This window comes from Sinorhizobium sp. CB7 (assembly GCF_041357635.1).
In the GTDB taxonomy this organism is placed as follows: Bacteria; Pseudomonadota; Alphaproteobacteria; order Rhizobiales; family Rhizobiaceae; genus Rhizobium.
On record NZ_JAULLL010000009.1, the window covers coordinates 135044 to 153901 of the forward strand.

Here is an 18858-nt window from a genome sequence, read left to right on the forward strand (position 1 = left end):
GACTGTAGTTTCACGCATGTCGTCGCCGCAAACCGCTGCACACTTCGGCGTGATATGCATTAAACGAAGAGCGCGAACATAGCCCAATAGATGATTGCTGCAAGCAGGGCCGACGAAGGCACGGTGATCACCCAGGCGCCGACGATGGTCATGAAGTGCGAACGGCGAACCAGACGGCGTCGGCGCGCCTCGTGTGGATCACGCTCCTCCGGCCCTTCGATGTCCCAGCTTTCGGCCTTCTTGCGCATGTAGTCGATCCGACGCTTCGAATTGCGGGTATACCATTCGCGAAAGAAGCCGACGCCGAAGACGGCGCCGACGGCGATATGAGTCGAACTGACCGGCAGTCCAAGCCACGACGCCATGATCACAGTGAATGCGGCGGAGAGAGCTACGCAATAGGCGCGCATCGGATTGAGCTTGGTGATCTCCTCGCCGACGAGACGGATCAGCCGGGGACCGAAGAGAAGAAGACCGACGGAGATCCCGAATGCGCCGATCAGCATGACCCAGAGAGGCGGTGCTCCCTGAACCGACTTGATGCTTGCGTCGGCCGCACGGACAATTGCCGAGAGCGGGCCGACGGCATTGGAAACGTCGTTTGCGCCATGGGCAAAGGACAGAAGCGCCGCCGAACCGATGAGCGGCAGGTGAAAGAGCTTCCGCAAAGCGCTGTTCTTGTTTTCGAGACCCAATGACTGCCGGGTCACGAGCGGTCGAGTGACGGTCCAGGCGACAAGTCCAGCGGCGAGCCCGATCAGGCAAATGGCGGTCTTGGAAATCGCCAAATGGAATATCAGGGAAAATTGCAGCGCCAGATAGGCGGTGAAGGTGCCAGCCATGACTGCGATCAGGATTGGCACCCAGTATCTCGCGGCCGTGATCTTGTCGTCGCGATAGATGATGAAGGTCTTGATGAAGAAGAGAACCGCGGCAGCGATCAGGGCTCCGAGCAGCGGCGAGATCATCCAGCTTGCGGAAATCTCCAGGATAACCCGCCAGTTGACCGATGCCGGCCCGGCTGTTGCAATACCCGCACCGATGACTGCGCCGACTATGGTATGCGTGGTGGAAATCGGTGCCTTCAGCCAGGTCGCCAGATTGATCCACAACGCGGCCGCCGTCAGGGCCGCCATCATGATCCAGCCGATTGTGGCGGCATTGGCGACATCAACACTGTCGATGAGGCCGGTCGAGATGGTCTCGACCACCTGGCCGCCACCGATCGTCGCTCCGAGGATTTCGAAGATGGCTGCGATGATGAGCGCCTGCGTCATCGTCATGGCGCGAGCTCCGACGGCAGCGCCAACGTTGTTGGTCACGTCGTTGGCGCCGATGTTCATGGCCATATAGGCGGCAAGTGCCGCAGCGGCGATCACGAGAACGGCGCTTGGCCTGTCGAAGACGTAGACGCCGGCAAACAGCATCGCGAGACCGAGGAAGACGAGACCGAGACCCGGCGCGACGAGCCGGCGAGCAACATGTCGTGTCGCGTCCTCGACGTAGTTCAGTTTGTCGAGGTCCTTGTCCAGCGTTCGCTTCATCAATACCGCCGGTCGGTCGGGCATTCCATTCTTCCTGTCGAATTCGTCATCTGCATACACTCTGCGCGACATGCACTACAGCGCCGTGCGTCTTATCAGACGCACAAAGGTCGCTGTGGCACTTTGAATCAAAGCGGGATGTCGCCCGAAAGCCGCGCACACTTTTCGGCATCCCGCTTTAGGCATTAACGCAGAAACCGGCTTGGCGGATTACGTGAAATTTTATGTGATGACGCGTATCTTCTCGCGCGCGCCTCAGTTCGACGCTCATGGGAGGAGAAGGTATCTGGGCCGCGGCAGTTATTCCGCCGCCGGCAGATCTGGCTTCTTCGGCTGCAGTCGCTCGGCCATGCACCTTTGAAAGGTGAGGATCAGCTCCTTGAGCTCGGGCTCGTTCACGCGCTTGGCTGCTTCCTCGCACGAGACCCATTCGAGCGTGCGCTCGCCCTTTTCCTTGAAGTGCTTTACCATTTCAAGGACTTCGAGAGGATAGACCTGGACTTTGCATGGCACGGAAAGGCCATCCCTCAGCATCTTCCGGTAGCTGTAGGAGCCGAGTAACTCCGCTTCTGCGACACCGCGCACGCCGGCCTCCTCGAAGGCCTCGCGAGCGGCGACCTCATGGGCCAATTTGCCCGACATCGGCCAGCCCTTCGGAATGACCCATCGGCCGGTATCACGGCTGGTCATGAGCAACAATTCGATCTCCGACGTCTTCTTTTTCACCCGGTAACAGAGCGCGGCATATTGCTGTCGCGGCGGACGCCGAAACATGAGCTGCACATCGGAAGCCAGGCGGGCAAGAACTGTCAATTGTTGTTTCACCTTCGGAATCTTGATTAGAATCGCTTGTATATAAGTATTCTAAGCGGAAACTACGACCTGCGCGAAAAAATAGTGTAGCGCGAGATCGAAAAACTTCTCTTAAGGTAATCTGCCGTGACCGGTGTCTGGAATTCCGTCAGCCATTGTTCCAAAAACGGCGTTCCACAGAGGATTTATGTCGCAGGTGGCGCCGTCGTTGCGGCTTCTTCCACCAGAAGAAGAAGACTGGCAACAATACAAGAATCTTTCCGAAAGTCGCTGCCGCTTTCGGAAAGGCTCACGCTCAGATTGAAACGAACAGTCCTGCCTTTTGCTCGAGACCTTGCTTGGCACGGATTTGCGCCCTCCTCGATCCGGTCTCAATCAAAAAGTCAGTAGCGGGATGTCGCCCGAAAACCGCGCACACTTTTCGGCATCCCGCACGAGAGCCGGATGATGCTTGGCCGAGTTCATTTTTCCCAATAGGGCAGCGGCCCATATAGCTCCGCCAGGTAATCGATGAAGAGCCGCACTTTGGCAGGCAGAAACTGCCTGCTCGGATAGACCGCGGAAAGGGCGACGTTCCGCGAGCCTTCATAGGCAGGCAGCACCTGCACGAGCCGTCCTTCCCTTAGCTCCGATCCGATGTCCCAGGTCGAGCGCAATGCGATTCCGAGCCCGGCAATGACCGCCTCGCGGATCACCTCGCTCGAATTGGTGATGAGTGTGCCCTCGGGGCGCAGCGTCAATGCTCCGTTCGGTCCCTCGAGCCGCCAGGAATCGTTGTTGTGCGCCGGCAGGCAGGTATGGTGCTTGAGATCGTCGATCTCCTGCGGCATGCCGTGGGTTGCAACGTAGTCCGGCGAGGCGCAGAGGACGCGCCGCACGGATGCGAGCCGTCGCGCGACGAGGCTTGAATCCGTTAGTTCCGCGATGCGGATGGCAAGATCGAAACCGGCGCCGACGATATCGGTGAACTCGTCCGTCAGCATCAGGTTGACGGCGAGATCGGGATGGGAGTCCATGAAGCCTTTGAGATGCGGCGCGATATGCATGCGGCCGAAGGATGTCGGCGCCGATATTTTCAGCGTGCCGTGCATCTGCGCCGAGCGCCCGGAGATATAGGCCTCCGCTTCCTCAAGCCCAGCAAGGATGGCGAGCACGCGATCGTAGAAGCCCTGTCCGGCCTCCGTCAGCGAGATCTGCCGGGTCGTGCGTTGCAGCAGCCGTGTGCCGAGCCTGTCCTCAAGTCGCTTGATCCGCTTGGAGACGACGGCAGGCGAAAGGCCGAGTGCGCGTCCCGCCATCGACATGCTGCCCGCGGAAACGACTCTCGCGAAAATTTCGAGATCACCGAGATTGGTCATGGATGAAATACACTTTTTCCCCTTTAGGCATAAGTGTTTAACATTTGCGCCAAATTCGGGAAAGTGCTAAACAGGCCGCAGATGGGAGGGCGCGGTTTCGCAATGCGGCAATTGCGCTGACGGAGAATATCATGGCAGACAGCATTTCATTTTTGGCCCCGCGCGCTGATGTCCTGGCGCGGCGGCGAGAGATCATAGCTGATCTCGCCGATCTGCTGCCGCCGGACTGCCTGATCCATGAACAGCGCGAACTGGTGCCGTTCGAAACCGACGGCTTCATTTCCTATCATCGCGTACCGCTCGCGGTCGTCCTCCCGCAGACCACGGCGCAGGTTTCGGCGGTGATGCGATATTGTCGCAGATATGGTATTCCGGTCGTACCTCGCGGGGCCGGCACGTCGCTTTCCGGCGGCGCTATCCCCCAGGAGGATGCGATCGTTCTCGGCCTTTCAAAGATGAATCGTATCATCGAGGTCGATCTCGCCAACCGCACCGCAACGGTTCAGGCGGGTGTCACCAATCTGAACATTTCCGATACCGTCTCTTCGGACGGCTTTTTCTATGCGCCTGATCCGAGCTCGCAGCTCGCCTGCACCATCGGCGGCAATATCGCCATGAATTCGGGCGGTGCGCACTGTCTGAAATATGGCGTCACCACCAACAATCTTCTCGGCGTCAAGATGGTGCTGACCGACGGCTCCATCATCGAACTCGGCGGCAAGGCGCTCGATGCGGCCGGTTACGATCTGCTTGGACTCGTCTGTGGGTCGGAGGGGCAGCTCGGCATCGTGACCGAAGCGACGGTGCGGCTGGTCGCCAAGCCGGAAGGAGCAAGACCCGTTCTCTTCGGTTTCGATACGTCCGAAGAGGCCGGCTCCTGCGTTGCCGATATCATCGCTGCCGGCATCATCCCCGTTGCGATCGAATTCATGGACAAGCCGGCGATCGAGATCTGCGAAGCATTTGCCCATGCGGGCTACCCTTTGGATGTCGGCGCGCTCCTCATCGTCGAGGTCGAGGGCTCAGAGGCCGAAATGGATGCGACGCTTGCGAGCATCGTCGCCATTGCCCGCACGCATGGCGTCAAGACGGTACGCGAATGCCAGTCTGCAACCGAGGCGGCACAGATCTGGAAAGGGCGGAAATCTGCCTTCGGCGCCACCGGTCGCATTGCCGATTATATCTGCATGGACGGCACCGTGCCGCTCAGCCAGCTCTCCCATGTCCTGAAGAAGACATCGGAAATCGTCGAGCACTACGGTCTGCGCGTCGCCAACGTATTCCATGCCGGCGACGGCAACATGCACCCGCTGATCCTTTTTAACGCCAACGATCCTGATGATGCCGCCCGCGCCGAAGCGGCGGGCATGGACATTCTGAGGCTCTGCGTCGATGCCGGCGGCTGCCTGACGGGCGAACACGGCGTCGGCATCGAAAAACGCGACCTGATGCGCCATCAATATTCCGATGCCGACCTCGCCCAGCAGATGGCGGCGCGCGCCGCCTTCGATCCCGAGTGGATCCTCAACCCTTCCAAGGTCTTCCCGCTCGAGGGACGAAGCGCCGCATGAACGAGCTCATCCCTGCAACCGAGGCGGAGGCCGCGGACATCATCCGCGCGCACGCGGAGAGCAGCACGGCACTCGCCATTTCAGGCGGCAACACGCGTGCTGGCTTTGGCAATGCCGTTGCGGCCGATGCGCGACTGCGGTCGACCGGGCTTACCGGCATCGTCTCGTACAATCCCGGCGAGATGGTGATGACGGTGCGTGCCGGCACGACGGTGACCGATGTCGAAGAAGCGCTGGCGGCGAACGGCCAGATGATGACCTTCGAGCCCATGGATCACCGCCCATTGATGGGAACCTCGGGCGAGCCGACGATCGGCGGTGTCTTCGCTGCCAATGTCTCCGGACCGCGTCGCCTTATTGCCGGTGCGGCGCGTGATAGCCTGCTCGGTGTGCGATTTGTCAACGGCAGAGGCGATATCATCAAGGCCGGTGGCCGGGTGATGAAGAATGTCACTGGCCTAGACCTGGTGAAACTGATGGCCGGCTCCCACGGTACGCTTGGTTTCATCACCGAGGTGACCTTCCGCGTACCGCCCGCGCCGAAGACGGAGGAGACGGTCGTCCTCTCCGGATTGAACGATCAGGAAGCCGCGAAAGCCATGGCATCCGCGATGGCTCTTTCGGTTGAGGTGTCCGGCGCGGCGCATCTGCCGCTGACCGTCGCCTGGAAATTCCTGGCGGGGAAATTGCCCGCGGGCGAGGCTACGGTGCTGAGGATCGAGGGCCTGGAAAGTTCGGTGCCGCATCGCGCTGAGAAGCTGGCGAGCGCCATGGCTGCGCTTGGCCGCGTGTCGCGCCTAGACAAGCAGGAAAGCCGGCAGCTTTGGCGGGAAATCCGTGACATCGTTCCCTATGCCGATGGAAGCGAAAGGCCCATCTGGCGCGTATCGGTGGCACCAAGCATCGGCCATCAGCTCGTGGCCACACTTCGCCTCGAAGCCGGCGTTGACGCCTTTTACGACTGGCAGGGAGGCCTCGTCTGGATGCGGATGGAAGCGGAGCCGGAAGCGGTGCTCCTGCGCCGCTACATCCAGGCGCTCGGGGGAGGACATGCGACGTTGCTGAGGGCGTCGGCGGCGGCAAAGGCACAGACGCCGGCCTTCGAACCGCAGCCGGAAGCAATCGCCCTGCTGTCGCGGCGGATGAAAGAAAAGTTCGATCCCAAAGGCATATTCAACCCAGGCAAGATGGCTGGAAACTGATAGATGCAGACCAACTTCACCGCCGAACAGCTTGCCGATCCTCATGTCGCTGAATCCGAGAGGATCCTGCGTAAATGCGTGCATTGCGGCTTCTGCACCGCCACCTGTCCGACCTATGTGACGCTCGGCAACGAGCTAGACAGCCCGCGCGGCCGCATCTATCTCATCAAGGATATGCTGGAGAACGGCCGCCCGGCGGATGCCGAGGTCGTGACCCATATCGACCGCTGCCTTTCCTGTCTTGCCTGCGTCACTACCTGTCCGTCCGGTGTGGACTACATGCATCTCGTCGATCATGCCCGCGCGCATATCGAAAAGACCTACAGGCGTCCCTTCATGAACCGGCTGACGCGCAATATTCTCGCAGCCGTCCTGCCCTATCCCGGCCGGTTCCGTCTGGCGCTCCGCCTTGCCCGCTTCGGTCGGCCATTTGCCGGTATGATGAGACGCGTGCCGTCGCTTGCACCCTTCGCGGCGATGCTGGCGCTTGCTCCAAGCAATGTCCCGCCGCCATCCGCAATCGCCGCCTCTCACGCGCCCGCGGCAGAACGACGGGGCCGTGTCGCGATCTTGACCGGGTGCGCCCAGCCCGTGTTGGACCCCGCCATCAATGAAGCGACGATCCGGCTGCTGACGCGTCTCGGCATCGAGGTCGTCGTGCCGGAGGGCGAGGGCTGCTGCGGCTCGCTGGTCCATCATATGGGGCGTGAGGAGCAGGCGCTTGCGAGCGCTCGCGCCAATGTCGACGTCTGGACGCGGGAGATTGAGAAGGGCGGCCTCGACGCCATCATCGTCACGGCGTCCGGCTGCGGCACGACGATCAAGGATTACGGTCATATGCTGCGGCTCGACCCGGCCTATGCGGAAAAGGCGGCGCGCATCTCCGCACTTGCCAAGGACATTACCGAATTCCTCGCAGGTATCGATCTGCCGGCGCAGGCGCCGAAAGGCATTGCTGTCGCCTATCACTCGGCCTGTTCGATGCAGCACGGGCAGAGGATCACGGTGGCGCCGAAGCAGCTTTTGAAGGCGGCGGGCTTCACGGTCCGCGATCCTGCCGAGGGGCATCTCTGCTGCGGCTCGGCCGGAACCTACAATATCCTGCAGCCGGAAATTTCGGCCATGCTCAAGACTCGCAAGGTAAAGAACCTGGAGGCTACCAGGGCTGATGTGATCGCCACCGGCAATATCGGCTGCATCACACAGATCGCCACAGGTACGGACACGCCGATCCTTCACACCGTAGAACTGCTCGATTGGGCCTACGGCGGGGATATGCCCGAAAAATTAAGCAGTCTGCGGCTAAGCTGACGTTACAGCCGGCTTGCCGGCGATCGGCAAGAGGTGCGTGATGATGCGGCATGCAAGACTGTTAATGGTCGCCTGTCTGGTAAGTGCGGCGGGCCCCGCTTATTCTGACAGCAGATTCTACTGTTCTGCCGACGACAAGGCTGTGAGCTTTACGGTGGAGAGCGGGTTTGCGGAAGGTGATGGTCACAAGCTCAACCATTTTCGCGGCGCGATCCTGATTAAGGACGGTTCTGTCGCTGCCGGTTTCAGGAAGCGCATGCTCGATTCGAACCTGCTGGTCCATCACTGGCTCCATGACGGTGAATTGCGCCTGGAGGTCTACGACGCCGCGGGTGACGAAGCCCCCGGCAGCGAGCTTGATCTCGTCGTCATTGCAGGACAGCGGGGTAAGAAAGCGGATACCTTCACCGGAACCTACGATTTGGCCGTATCGGGCGGCAGCAAACCGGTCGCCGCCGAAGGAAAGGTGAGCTGCGGGCTGAAGTGACGCCCGCTTCCTTCTTACCAGTGGAACGAAAGGCCGACGTTCACCGCGTTGGTGAAGATCTTGGTCTTCAGGTAATCGCCGCTATCGATCGGCACGTCGACGAAGGAATAATTGCCCTTGTATTCGGTAAAGGCCGACCAGTGCTCGCTGATCTTGAAGCTGATGCCTGCCTGCGCCTGCAGCGTCACGCCGCCGACCTCATAGTCGAAGGTCGTGCCCGAGGCACGTGTGACCTCGACATGCGGAATATTGACGCCGACACCGGCGCCGACATAGGGGGTCCATCTACGGCCGTCCTGCTGGAAACGGTAGAGCGCGTTCGCCGTTACCAGGTTGAGACCGTCGGTGAATTCGAAATGCGACCAGCCGGATCTGTTTAACGTGGCGTCATCGGCATAGACCTTGGCATGGGTGTAGTCGAGTGAGAAGCCAAGATTGGGATGGTTGAAATCAGTCAGCCACCAGGTGACGCGTCCGCCGTAATAGGGTGGTGAAGAAAAAGACTTGCCTTCCCATCCGGCGTCGAACGAACTGCCATCCGAAAGGTCGACGGTGCTGTCGGTAGCGCCCTGGACACCGCCGTAAATGGAAAACTGCATTTCCGCTGAGGCATTCTGGGCGGTCAAAATGGCACATGAAAAAACCAGCGCGGCGAAAGCGGGCGCCGCCATACGAATTGCAGAATACATATGAAGTCCCCGATAGTGCGATCGGGCGGCATACTATGTGGGATTCTGTGACAGCCTTATTGCAGGCGCGAGAGAGTCCGCAAACATTCGGTAAGGTGCGCAGATACGAAAAGGACGGCCGCAGCCGTCCCCTCACAAGCTGAAAATCGGAGACAGTTCAGCCGCCGAATATCGTGCGCAGGATATCGATGCCTCTGTCTTCGAAGCTCACTTCGCCCTGCTTGTTTCCAGGGCCGACAACGATCACCTTGGTGCCGACCGGCACACGATCATAAAGATGCTGCACATCATAATTCATCATGCGGATGCAGCCGGAAGACATGTTGAGGCCGATCGACCAGGGCTGGTTGGTGCCGTGAATGCGGAAGGCCGTGTCATGGCCGCCCTGGTAGAGATAGAGCGCGCGGGCGCCAAGAGGATTGTTGATGCCGCCCTTCTGAAAGGCAGGGATGATGCGGCCGTTGGCTGCTTCACGCCGGCGCATTTCCTCCGGCGGCGTCCAGCTCGGCCATTCCGCCTTGCGGCCGACCTTGACGACGCCGGACCAGCCGAATCCATCACGGCCGACACCGATGCCGTAACGCGTCGCGCGGTCGCTGCTCTCGATGAAATAGAGATATTTGTTGTTGGTATCGACGATGATGGTGCCGGGAGCCTCATTCGTCACCAGCCGCACCACCCGGCGTCGAAACTGCGGCTTCACCTGCTTCGGATCCTGCGCAACTTGCACGACGTGCGAAGGGATCTTCTGCGCGACGGTTGGCGCGGTACTGGTCTGCGGCTGAGCAAACGCCGGCGTTGCCAGATCGGACACGGCAATAGCGACAACGGCCAGCGCCGAGGCAAATTTCATCATCTATGGACTCCCCTCTCAATGAAATTGGATCGAAAATTACCGAAACTTCGATCCAATTCAAGTTCAAGGATCATTGATGAAGCAATTTTGAACGCTGACGGGTGCAATTGTCAGTCTGAATAAGACTGTTTTTGCCGTTACAGCAGTTCAGCTTACACAAATGCGCGGAGCTGCTCTAACATTTTGTTTTTACGAAGTTTATGGCGAAAGCGGCTCCTTATTTTCTAGATTACGATAACGCGCGTTCCGACATTCACGCGATCGTAGAGATCCACGACGTCCTCGTTGCGCATGCGGATACAGCCCGAGGAGACAGCATTGCCGATCGTCCAAGGGGCATTGGTTCCGTGGATACGGTAAAGAGTGGAGCCGAGATACATGGCGCGTGCGCCGAGCGGATTTTCCGGGCCGCCGTCCATGCGCGCCGGCAGATAGTGTCCCTTGGCAGCCTCGCGCGCAAGCATTTCAGAGGGCGGCGTCCAATCCGGCCATTCGGCCTTGCGGGTGATCTTGTGGACGCCGGCCCATTCGAAGCCCGGCTTGCCGACGCCGACGCCGTAACGGCGAGCCTTTCCGCCGTCCATCACGAGATAGAGGAAACGATTGTTGGTATCGATGACGACGGTGCCAGGCTTTTCGGGTGTCTGGTAATCGACGATCCGTGGCAGGAACCGCGGCTCCAGCGTATGGCGGATCGCCGGCGGCGCGCCGACCATGCCTGCCGGCTGGACGACCGCCGGCGGGGTGCGGCGCTCGACGCGGCGCTGGAAAAGCCCGAATCGCCGGGTCGCGGGCGGGGTGGCATAGACGACCGGACGTACGTTGCCGCCGCCGAGCTGCATGACCCAGGGAGCGGTGAGATCGGGGCTGAGAACGACCGGCGGGCGTGAGGCGTAGCGGTCGTCGGCCAGGGCTGTTCCAGAAAGGATGGTTGATATGCAAGCGGCAAGCAAAATGGACTTCTTCATCGTCGGACGGACTCTCTACAATTGACCGAGGAACCGGCGCGGATATCTATCCGCCTGACGCCATCGTGCCAGCCCGCCGCCAGCGAATGGTAAATGGGTGTTCGTGAAAATGCCGCGAAGGCGATAAACTTTTCGATAGGGTTATCGTTCGGTTTGGAAAGACGGTTTGCAAATGGTAAAGCCGGATTCGACCGATCAGATGAGGCAGAGAATGGACGAGACAGGCATCATTACCGGCCAAGACGGCAGGAGCCGCTGCTTCTGGCATGCAAATCTGCCGGATTATCTGCGCTACCACGACGAAGAATGGGGGCGCCCCGTCATCGACGACATCCGCTTGTTCGAGAAGATCTGCCTTGAGGGCTTCCAGTCCGGCCTGTCCTGGCTGACAATCCTGCGCAAGCGCGAGAACTTCCGTGCCGCTTTCGCGGGGTTCGATTTCGAGAAAGTGGCTGTTTTCGATGATGCCGATATTGCGCGCTGCCTCGCCGATCCGGGTATCATCCGCCACCGTGGCAAGATCGTCTCGACGATCAACAATGCCCGTCGCGCCATTGAGATGAGGGCGGAATTCGGCTCTCTCGCCCGCTATTTCTGGAGCCATGAGCCGAAAGCGGAGGAGCGTCCCGCCGTCGTCGATTATCCGACATTGAGGGCAAATCCCACGACGCCGATTTCTGTGCGCATTTCCAAGGACTTGCGCAAGCGCGGCTGGACCTTCGTCGGTCCGACGACAGTTTACGCCTTTATGCAGGCTATGGGTCTTGTCAACGACCACATCGAAGGCTGCTTCTGCCGCAACGATGTCGAGGCGATGCGGCGCGCATTGGTGCGGCCATGAAAAAGGCGGTTGTTACCATTTGCTTCGTGAGCGCGCTTTTATCAGCGGCGCCCGCTCTCGCAGAACCCGCAGCACCGCAGCTCGATGAAGGCGAAAAGCTGGAAGCGCTCCAATTCCCTGCCGTCACCATGCGGCTCGCCGGCTGGACGAAATTCGGCAAGGGAAAGGTCTATACCCTGCCGGTGAAGGCAGGCCAGCACGTGAAGGTCAGCTTCTCTTCAAAGAGCCGGTTCGCCTTCATGGCGATCTTCGATCTCGCTTCGTCGGAGGATGAATCCTTCTTCGGCACCGACGAGGACGGAATGACCGCCGACGTCACGGTAAAGGACGATACAACCTGGCTCATTCGGCCCTATTATTCACGCGTATCCCGGCGGCGCGGATTGGGCGCGCCCTATACCATATTGATTGAACCGCAGCCTGCGACGCAGCCCCAGCAGCAACAACCTCCGCCTGAGAAGCCCTCCTTGTTTCCAAAGGCGCCGCCAAAGCCGCAATAAGCTTGCGCCCGGTCTGTCTCACGACAGACTGTCGACAAGGCCGCCGAGCTCGCCCAGATCGCTGATTTTGCGAAAGCGCGGTGCCTCCTTCGGCTCCTGGACATGTTCGAGAACCCAAGTCAGCTCGTGAGGAACGAAGACGCCGTAGCTCCCCGCCGCGAGTGCCGGGACGATGTCCGATTTCAGCGAATTGCCGACCATCATGGCACGTTCCGGCCCGTCACCCACCTTGGAGAAGATGCGACGGTAGGTCACAGCCGTCTTGTCGGATACGATTTCGACGGCATCGAAGAAATCGCCGAGGCCGGATTGCGCCAGCTTCCGTTCCTGATCGAAGAGGTCGCCCTTGGTGATGAGGACAAGAAGATAGTTGCCGGCCAGGGCCTCGAGCGCATCTCGGACATGCGGCAACGTCTCGACTGGATGGGACAGGAGCTCGCGGCCGATATCGAGGATCTCGGCGATCGTGCGGGCTGGGACCTTGCCTTCCGTGACCTCGATCGCCGTTTCGATCATCGAGAGGGTAAAGCCCTTTATCCCGAATCCGTACTGCCCGAGATTGCGCTTTTCGGCTTCCAACAGCCGCTCGGTAATGTGCGGGCCATCGGCATGTTCTGCAAGCAGCGAAGCGAAGTGTCGTTCGGTCAGCCGATAATATTGCTCGTTCTGCCAGAGCGTATCGTCGGCATCGAAGCCAATGGTCGTCAGCGCACGGGTCGCCATATTCTCTGCCTCGCGTTTTTTGCGCAATCAGCAAATCTATCCCCGTGATGCGCCGAAGCAAGAGCGCCGGATCGATTGTCACGCTTCGTTGAAATCGGCCGCATACGCGTTATGTCAAAATCGCCTCACCTGCAGCCAGCCTCGGCTTGTGTGGCGGTCTGCATGACGTCAGAGCAAAGCACGGCGCCAATGTGGCCGAAGTGGCGCTTGCCTATATCCTTGCCAAGCTCTTCGTCACCGGCGTCATCATCGGAGCCAAGCGTGTCGAGCAGCTCGAGCAAAACCTCGCCGCCGTCAAGCTGAAGCTCGACGCCGACGATCTGGCGAGGCTCGACGAGGCAAGCAAGCTTGCTCCGAATATTCGGGTTGGATGCTCGAACGGCGGGCAGCGCTCGCCGGCCAGTTTCGTTCGAACTAGCCTGAGGCAAAGACGAAGCGCAGGCGGCTCAAAGCCTGAGCCGCCTGCTTTTTCAGATTTCGATGACGATCTTGCCGAAAGGGCCGCTCTCGAGATGAGCGAAGGCGGACGGAGCCTCCGAAAATGCAAAGCGTTTGCCGATGACCGGCTTCAACCTGATCTGATCGATCGCGTGGACGAAATCCTCGAGCGCGCGCCGGTGCCCGACCGAGATCCCCTGAATGACCGGAGATTTCAGCAGCAACGGAGCTGCGGGACCGGAGATGTCGAAGCCTTCGAGAACGCCGATCAGGGAAATGCGACCGTGGATCGCGACCGCTTTCAGGGCTTGGGCGAGATGGGGGCCGCCAACGATTTCCAGAATATGGTCAACGCCGCGATCCCCGGTCAGTTTATAAACCGTTTCCACCCAATCTTCGGCCTTGCGATTGATCAGGTGTGAGGCGCCGAGGGCCCCGGTGCGCTCGAGTTTGTCCGGATCGCCGGATGTGACGATGACCTTGGCGCCCTGGGCGACCGCAATCTGCAGGCCGAAGAGTGCCACCCCGCCGGTGCCCTGTACCAACACAGTATCTCCCGGCCTGATCTTGCCGCGCTCGACAAGCGCAAACCAGGCAGTGAGCCCGGCACAGGGCAGTGTGCTTGCCTCCGCATCGTCAAGGCTTGACGGCGCGGCTGTGAACCAGTCTTCGGGGAAAGCCACATATTCGGAGAGCACGCCCGGATAAAATCCACCGAGCGTTCGATAGGGCGGCTGGCGCGCCGATCCGATCGGCCTGTCGTCGATCCAGCCTGGGGCGAAGGTCGAGATGACTCGGTCGCCTGGGCGGAAACGCGCAACACCTTCACCGACGGCCTCGACGACGCCAGCCATATCCGATGCCGGTACGAACGGAAACTTGAGCGGCAGGCCCATGCCGGTTTCCATCACCAGCTTGTCGCGGTAATTGAGGGAAACGGCGGTAGTTCGCACCAGAACCTCTCCACGCGCAGGTGTCGGAATTTCGGCCTCGGCAAGCTTGAGGACGGCGTCTGGACCGACAGCATCGAGTGTCCAGTGTTTCATCATGTGGGACATGATCATCTCCTTTTGAGAGTGAAGTGGATGACCAGCGCGTTATATCGTTGATCTGATGTCACCAGTGGCGATATGATGTCCACCAACTGGTTCCCAAAAGGAAACAATTGCCATGAACTCAACGCTTAGCGGTATCTCTGAATTCGTGGAGGCGGTGGAGGCGGGAGGATTTTCAGCTGCCGCCCAGCGTATGAACCTGTCGCGCTCGGCCATCGGTAAAACCATCGCGCGACTGGAGCGGCGTCTTGGCGTGCGGCTTTTCCATCGGACCACACGCACGCAGAGCCTGACCGATGAGGGGCAGGCTTTCTATGAACGGTGCCGCCGCGCACTCGATGAGATAGGCTGGGGCGAGGCCATGCTGGAATCCGGCAAGCGGGAAGTGACCGGCCGGCTGCGCATCTCCATGCCGGTCCTTTTCGGCCGGCGCTGCGTGGCCCCGGTTCTGATGGAGCTTGCCCGTCTTCATCCGGGCCTGGAGCTTGATCTCTCCTTCAACGATCGTGTCGTGGATATTCTTGACGATGGTTTCGACCTGGCGATCCGCAATGGCTCGCTCAAGGACAGCACCGGGCTGGTGGCACGCAGGCTCGCGCGCCATAAGATGGTCATCTGTGCTTCACCAGCCTATCTCGAAATGCGCGGTATGCCGCGAACGATTGCCGAACTCGCTGGACATGACTTCATCAGCTATGTTCGGGTCGGAATGGTGCGGACATGGTTGTTCCCGCAGGATGACGGAACGACGTTGGAATTCGCGCCCGAAACGCGGCTGCGCTTTGACGACCTGGAAGCCATGGCCGACTATGCGGCCGCCGGCATGGGGCTTACGTGGCTGCCATGCTGGCTCGTGCGCGAGCAACTGGCCCAAGGCACGCTCGCGGGCATCATGAGGGACGTGCCAAGCGTGGCTTTCGACGTCCATGCGGTATGGCCGCAGACGCCTCATCTGCCGCTCAAGATGCGATCCGTCATCGATCTTCTAGCTGCCCGACTGCCGAAGATGATGGAATGATCTTCAATGGAACGCCGGAGTACCTGCTCCGGCATTCCCTGTCCTTTACATTTACTTGCCGTGGGTCTTCAGCCAGTCCTGCATCATCCGGATCTCGGCCTCCTGGGCCTGGATGATGTTCTCGGCGAGCTTTCGGAGTTCCGGGTTCTTGCCGTATTGCAACTCGACTTTCGCCATGTTGATCGCGCCCTGATGATGCGGGATCATGCTGCGCACGAAGTCGGTGTCGGTGTCGCCGCTATATTCGATCGCCATGTTCTTGTGCATTTCGGCATTGGCCTTGGCGAAAGCCTGGCTCGATGGCCCCTGATCGCCCTTGGGGTGACCCATGTCCATGGACATGTTGTGCCCCGACATATCCTGTGCCGAGACGATGGGGGAGCCAAGGACAAGAGCAAAAGCACTTGCGGTGACGATGGATCTGACAGACATGGATTTCCTTCCTCTGTCTCATGATTAGGAAGCCGCGCGCAGCCTTGCTGCGGCGGTGAGCATGTTGACGTGGCAGGCTGTCAGAGGAGACGGGGAGGGGGCGCTGTGGGGGCGGGTACGCTGTCCGGCAATGGCCGCATGGACTCCGGCGCCGGATAGGAGAATGCAAGAACTTTGGCGTCACCGATGGCAATAGCCGGAGGGACTATCAGGCAGATCGCGCAGGAAGGCAGATGCGCCATTCCATTCTTGCAAGGGTTTTGGTCACGATCGGCCGCATGGAGCGTCATGCTCTCATCATCCGACATTGCCGCCATATGGCGCATGTGGGTCGCAGCCGTCGTCGTCTCGATCACTGCCCGGATCGTTGCCGATGAATCGCACATCGGACAAGCGGCGAGCGCCGGCATCACGCCGTAAACCAGCCATCCCAGAAACATGATGAGGGTCGAAATCCTGCGCATGAAACGAACATAGGCAAGGACACGCCACGTGCCAAGAGCGCAGACACCTGCTGCCGCATCCGCGCAGTCACACCGTAATGACCTCATGCACGATCTGATAATCCCGGCTTTCCTCGCCAAGCGGCGCGACCGGCCATGCCCAGCGATCTCTGACCGCAGCAGGGGTCTTGCCGTGCAGGAGATCGGTCTCCTCGTGGATCTTGCCGTTCCGGTCGATCACCTTGTAGGCAATATCCGTAACGAGGCAGCTCTTGCAGGGCAATGCGGCAAGCCCATCCAGATGCGCATCGATGAGGCGTGCGATCGCATCATCGGGCATCTTACCCGGCGGCTCGACTTCGAGGCGGCGGCTTGCGCCCCTGCCGATCTGCGAGAGCAGATTGGCCGAAACGACGAAATCGAGATAGGGAACGTTGCGAAGGAAGCGGAGCGGTTCCGGCGTTTCTCCCGCGCTGAGTTCAGCGTAGCCGGAAAGATCGCGTTCAACCAGGCGGACATTGCTGAGGCCTTTTGTCCTGAGCCACAGGCGTACCCAGGCGAGATGCACGAGGTCGACGAGCACGACGGTATCGAAGTTTCTGGCCAACATCTCGATCGGCACGTCGCCCAACAGTCCGGAGCCGAGCACGACCGCGGTGCGCCGTTGCTTCAGATCGGCCATGCCATAGACAATCGCCGCCTTGCTTTTCGACTCGTGCTCTGCCCAGGCCTTGCGGCAGCGTCCGGCGCGGGACCAGAGGTCGACCGAATATCGGATGAATCGCCGATGCGCTCTGGTCGTGACCGGCACAGTGGCAAGATAGAGGAGGGCTTCTGCGATCATGGGATGACACGGGTGGACGGCATGGCGGTGGCCGATCGTCAGTGGATCGCTGGCTTGCTCGCTCCACCGGCTTTGATCGGGATGGAGTTTCCGTCTAACATCTCTCCGCCCGGCACTCCAGTCTCGGTGGTGTCTGTTTTGTCGGCCGACACCTTGCCGCATTGCACCCAATCCGCTAGGAAACCGGCACATTTACCGTGACCGGAATGCGCCAGAAATGAACGACAAGCAAAAGAAACCGCAAAAGCTCAAGGCCCGCCTGCCGCGCGGCTTCGTCGACCGTTCGGCCGTCGAACTCCGCGCTGCCAACGAGATGATCGCCAAGATCCGCGAAGTCTATGAGCATTATGGTTTCGATCCGGTCGAAACGCCGCTCCTCGAATATACCGATGCGCTCGGCAAGTTTCTGCCCGACAGCGACCGGCCGAATGAGGGCGTCTTCTCGCTGCAGGATGAAGACGAGCAGTGGATGTCGCTGCGCTACGACTTGACGGCGCCGCTCGCCCGCCACGTCGCCGAAAACTTCAACGAGATCCAGCTTCCCTATCGCACCTATCGTGCCGGCTACGTGTTCCGTAACGAGAAACCGGGTCCGGGCCGCTTCCGTCAGTTCATGCAGTTCGACGCCGACACGGTCGGCGCGCCCGGCGTCCAGGCCGATGCCGAGATGTGCATGATGATGGCCGATACGCTGGAAGCGCTCGGCATCCGGCGCGGCGATTACGTGATCCGCGTCAACAATCGCAAGGTCCTGGATGGCGTGCTGGAAGCGATCGGCCTTGGCGGCGATGACAAGGCCGGCCAACGGCTGGCGGTACTGCGCGCCATCGACAAGCTCGACAAGTTCGGACCCGAGGGCGTTGCGCTCCTGCTTGGCGAAGGCCGCAAGGATGAGTCCGGCGACTTCACCAAGGGGGCCGGGCTCAACCGGGAACAGATAGACAAGGTGCTCTTTTTCGTCGGTATCAAGGACTATGCAGAAAGCGCGGTGCAGCTTGCCGAACTCGTTGCCGGCACGGAGAAAGGCGGCGAGGGTGTTGATGAGCTGAACTTCATCGCAGCTCTCGTGACCAGCGCAGGCTACCAGTCCGACCGCATCAAGATCGATCCCTCCGTCGTGCGCGGCCTCGAATATTACACCGGCCCCGTTTATGAAGCCGAGCTTCTCTTCGACGTGCCGAATGAGAAGGGTGAAAAGGTCGTTTTCGGCTCGGTCGGCGGCGGCGGGCGTTACGACGGTCTTGTCTCCCGCTTCATGGGCCAGCCGGTTCCGGCGACCGGTTTCTCGATCGGCGTCTCGCGCCTGATGGCGGCGCTGAAGAATCTCGGCAAGCTTGGCCAGGAGGCGGTGATCGAGCCTGTTCTCGTCACCGTCATGGACGGGAACGTCGAGGCAATGGGCCGTTACCAGCGCTTCACGCAGGAGCTGCGCGCGGCCGGCATCCGCGCCGAGATGTTCCAGGGCAACTGGAAGAAGTTCGGCAATCAGCTGAAATATGCCGACCGCCGCGGTTGCCCTCTCGCCATCATTCAGGGCGGCGACGAGCGGGCCGGCGGTGTCGTCCAGATCAAGGACCTGATCGAAGGCAAGCGCCTCTCCGGCGAGATCGAGGACAACGCGACCTGGCGCGAAGCGCGTGTGGCTCAGGAAATGGTCGCCGAAGGCGAACTCGTCGTGAAGGTTAAGGAGATGCTGGCTGCCCAGGCCGAGGATCGCAGAAGACAGGCGGATATCTCCTCTTCAAATAGGAGAGATGGGAGATGA

At 60.3% G+C, this 18858-nt stretch carries 19 protein-coding genes and 1 pseudogene; 9 read left to right on the top strand and 11 right to left on the bottom strand.

Features of this window, described 5'->3' with window-relative positions; all coding sequences use genetic code 11:
* Positions 1-59: 59 nt before the first annotated feature.
* The 3 genes from AAE029_RS18195 to AAE029_RS18205 form a co-directional block, all read right to left on the bottom strand.
* Entirely contained in the window at positions 60-1568 is a 1509-nt protein-coding gene (locus tag AAE029_RS18195; RefSeq protein WP_371074276.1) for an inorganic phosphate transporter, read from the bottom strand.
* 276 nt (positions 1569-1844) lie between these two features.
* Positions 1845-2357, bottom strand: coding sequence for an NUDIX hydrolase (locus AAE029_RS18200; RefSeq protein ID WP_371074277.1), 513 nt, complete (start codon positions 2355-2357; stop codon positions 1845-1847).
* A 461-nt stretch (positions 2358-2818) separates the two neighbouring features.
* Positions 2819-3715: a LysR family transcriptional regulator gene (locus AAE029_RS18205; protein ID WP_371074278.1), complete on the bottom strand. Its 897-nt coding sequence runs from the start codon at positions 3713-3715 to the stop codon at positions 2819-2821.
* Between the two features lie 131 nt (positions 3716-3846).
* On the opposite strand from AAE029_RS18205, the gene AAE029_RS18210 reads away from it, so the two are divergent.
* From AAE029_RS18210 to AAE029_RS18225, 4 genes are read left to right on the top strand one after another with little or no spacing between them, the layout of a single operon-like run.
* A complete protein-coding gene (locus AAE029_RS18210) occupies positions 3847-5286 on the top strand; it encodes an FAD-linked oxidase C-terminal domain-containing protein (protein ID WP_371074279.1) in 1440 nt (479 codons plus the stop codon).
* Positions 5283-6488: an FAD-binding protein gene (locus tag AAE029_RS18215; protein WP_371074280.1), complete on the top strand. Its 1206-nt coding sequence runs from the start codon at positions 5283-5285 to the stop codon at positions 6486-6488. The genes AAE029_RS18210 and AAE029_RS18215 overlap by 4 nt, the downstream gene beginning before the upstream one ends.
* Positions 6489-6491: 3 nt before the next feature.
* A complete protein-coding gene (gene glcF, locus AAE029_RS18220) occupies positions 6492-7799 on the top strand; it encodes a glycolate oxidase subunit GlcF (RefSeq protein WP_371074281.1) in 1308 nt (435 codons plus the stop codon).
* A gap of 43 nt (positions 7800-7842) precedes the next feature.
* Positions 7843-8286, top strand: a complete 444-nt coding sequence (locus tag AAE029_RS18225) for a hypothetical protein (RefSeq protein WP_371074457.1) — start codon at positions 7843-7845, stop codon at positions 8284-8286.
* Positions 8287-8300: 14 nt separating this feature from the next.
* Here AAE029_RS18225 and AAE029_RS18230 read toward each other — a convergent pair whose 3' ends face one another.
* The 3 genes from AAE029_RS18230 to AAE029_RS18240 all read right to left on the bottom strand — a co-directional run bounded on the left by AAE029_RS18230 (position 8301) and on the right by AAE029_RS18240 (position 10799).
* Positions 8301-8975, bottom strand: coding sequence for an outer membrane protein (locus AAE029_RS18230; protein WP_371074282.1), 675 nt, complete (start codon positions 8973-8975; stop codon positions 8301-8303).
* A gap of 157 nt (positions 8976-9132) precedes the next feature.
* The gene (locus AAE029_RS18235; protein WP_371074283.1) at positions 9133-9831 is read right to left on the bottom strand and encodes a L,D-transpeptidase family protein; all 699 of its coding nucleotides are present in this window, start codon (positions 9829-9831) and stop codon (positions 9133-9135) included.
* Positions 9832-10055: 224 nt separating this feature from the next.
* Positions 10056-10799: a L,D-transpeptidase gene (locus tag AAE029_RS18240; RefSeq protein ID WP_371074284.1), complete on the bottom strand. Its 744-nt coding sequence runs from the start codon at positions 10797-10799 to the stop codon at positions 10056-10058.
* A 211-nt stretch (positions 10800-11010) separates the two neighbouring features.
* Between AAE029_RS18240 and AAE029_RS18245 the strand changes: the two genes are divergently transcribed.
* Together AAE029_RS18245 and AAE029_RS18250 are read left to right on the top strand one after the other, a co-directional pair.
* Positions 11011-11640, top strand: a complete 630-nt coding sequence (locus AAE029_RS18245; RefSeq protein WP_371074285.1) for a DNA-3-methyladenine glycosylase I — start codon at positions 11011-11013, stop codon at positions 11638-11640.
* The gene (locus tag AAE029_RS18250) at positions 11637-12140 is read left to right on the top strand and encodes a hypothetical protein (RefSeq protein WP_371074286.1); all 504 of its coding nucleotides are present in this window, start codon (positions 11637-11639) and stop codon (positions 12138-12140) included. The genes AAE029_RS18245 and AAE029_RS18250 overlap by 4 nt, the downstream gene beginning before the upstream one ends.
* Positions 12141-12158: 18 nt before the next feature.
* Here AAE029_RS18250 and AAE029_RS18255 read toward each other — a convergent pair whose 3' ends face one another.
* Positions 12159-12863, bottom strand: coding sequence for an HAD family hydrolase (locus AAE029_RS18255; RefSeq protein ID WP_371074287.1), 705 nt, complete (start codon positions 12861-12863; stop codon positions 12159-12161).
* Between the two features lie 138 nt (positions 12864-13001).
* On the opposite strand from AAE029_RS18255, the pseudogene AAE029_RS18260 reads away from it, so the two are divergent.
* Positions 13002-13286: pseudogene (locus tag AAE029_RS18260) on the top strand (aldo/keto reductase); the annotation flags it as partial.
* Between the two features lie 47 nt (positions 13287-13333).
* Here the strand turns inward: AAE029_RS18260 and AAE029_RS18265 are convergent.
* Positions 13334-14359, bottom strand: coding sequence for an NAD(P)-dependent alcohol dehydrogenase (locus AAE029_RS18265; protein ID WP_371074288.1), 1026 nt, complete (start codon positions 14357-14359; stop codon positions 13334-13336).
* Between the two features lie 112 nt (positions 14360-14471).
* On the opposite strand from AAE029_RS18265, the gene AAE029_RS18270 reads away from it, so the two are divergent.
* The gene (locus tag AAE029_RS18270; RefSeq protein ID WP_371074289.1) at positions 14472-15374 is read left to right on the top strand and encodes a LysR family transcriptional regulator; all 903 of its coding nucleotides are present in this window, start codon (positions 14472-14474) and stop codon (positions 15372-15374) included.
* A 51-nt stretch (positions 15375-15425) separates the two neighbouring features.
* Here the strand turns inward: AAE029_RS18270 and AAE029_RS18275 are convergent, their stop codons facing one another.
* The 3 genes from AAE029_RS18275 to AAE029_RS18285 all read right to left on the bottom strand — a co-directional run bounded on the left by AAE029_RS18275 (position 15426) and on the right by AAE029_RS18285 (position 17093).
* Entirely contained in the window at positions 15426-15806 is a 381-nt protein-coding gene (locus AAE029_RS18275; protein ID WP_371074290.1) for a DUF305 domain-containing protein, read from the bottom strand.
* 80 nt (positions 15807-15886) lie between these two features.
* Positions 15887-16357, bottom strand: a complete 471-nt coding sequence (locus tag AAE029_RS18280) for a hypothetical protein (RefSeq protein WP_371074291.1) — start codon at positions 16355-16357, stop codon at positions 15887-15889.
* Entirely contained in the window at positions 16338-17093 is a 756-nt protein-coding gene (locus tag AAE029_RS18285; RefSeq protein WP_371074292.1) for a hypothetical protein, read from the bottom strand. Before AAE029_RS18285 ends, AAE029_RS18280 begins: the two co-directional genes overlap by 20 nt.
* Before the next feature lie 217 nt (positions 17094-17310).
* Here AAE029_RS18285 and hisS point away from each other — a divergent pair, with 217 nt between their 5' ends.
* Positions 17311-18858: a histidine--tRNA ligase gene (gene hisS / locus AAE029_RS18290; protein WP_371074293.1), complete on the top strand. Its 1548-nt coding sequence runs from the start codon at positions 17311-17313 to the stop codon at positions 18856-18858.